We start from the raw sequence: 839 nt of genomic DNA, 5'->3' as shown, positions 1-839 counted from the left end.
AGGCCGTTCTCGAGGTCGATGTCGACGCCGTCGAAGCCGTACTCCTGCATCAGCGCGTAGGCGCTGTCCGCGAAGGCCGTGGCGGAGGCGTCGCTGCTGACCGAGACGCTCCCCTTCTCGCCGCCGACCGACAGGACGACCGCCTTGCCTGCGGCGTGCTTGGCCGCGATGTCGCCCTTGAAGTCCGCGGCGGAGGCGTAGCCGACCGCCGGGTCGAGGTGGAAGGCGATCTGGCCCGGCGTGGTGGTGGCGTCCGCGAAGGAGACGGCGATGATGTCGTACTGGCCGGAGACGTCGCGGAGCTTCTGCACCGTCGCCCCGTTGTCGAAGTTCTGCCAGTAGCCGGTCAGGGCGTGTGCGGGGACCGTCCCGCCGCCCCCGCCGCCGGACGTCGCGGTCCGTGCGCTCACCGCGCCGGACCGGGCCGACTCGCCCGCCGCGTTCGAGGCGCTGACCTGGAAGCTGTACGCGGTGTCGGCGCTGAGACCGGTGACGGTCGTGGCGGCGCCCGCGACCGAGGCGACCTTCGTGCCGTCGCGGTAGACCGTGTATCCGGTGGCGTCGGCGACCGGGGTCCAGGACAGGTCGACGGACGACGCGGTGACCGCTCCCGCGGCCAGCCCCGACGGGACCGCCGGGATCTCGACCGGGTCCGTGCCGCCGCCCCCGTCCGGGCCGCGGACGTCCAGGTCGTCGACGTAGTAGGCGCTCTGGCCGTACCAGCCGTGGGTGTAGACCGTGACCGACGTCGTGTCGGGGCCGGTCGTGAAGCTCGTGGTCAGCTGCTGCCAGGAGTCCCCGCCCGGGGTCCAGGTGGAGACGTCGGTGGTGCCGGTGCC

At 73.1% G+C, this 839-nt stretch carries 1 protein-coding gene; it reads right to left on the bottom strand.

Annotated features, from left to right (window positions below):
• Window positions 1-839 (bottom strand): glycosyl hydrolase family 18 protein (locus tag GTW43_RS02950; protein WP_202500968.1); only part of this gene is annotated, 839 nt, incomplete at both ends.

It is taken from the genome of Streptomyces sp. SID5785, assembly GCF_009870065.1.
GTDB lineage: Bacteria > Actinomycetota > Actinomycetes > Streptomycetales > Streptomycetaceae > Streptomyces.
Note: the sequence above shows the minus strand (reverse complement) of the source record. Positions and strands in the feature narration are given on the sequence as shown.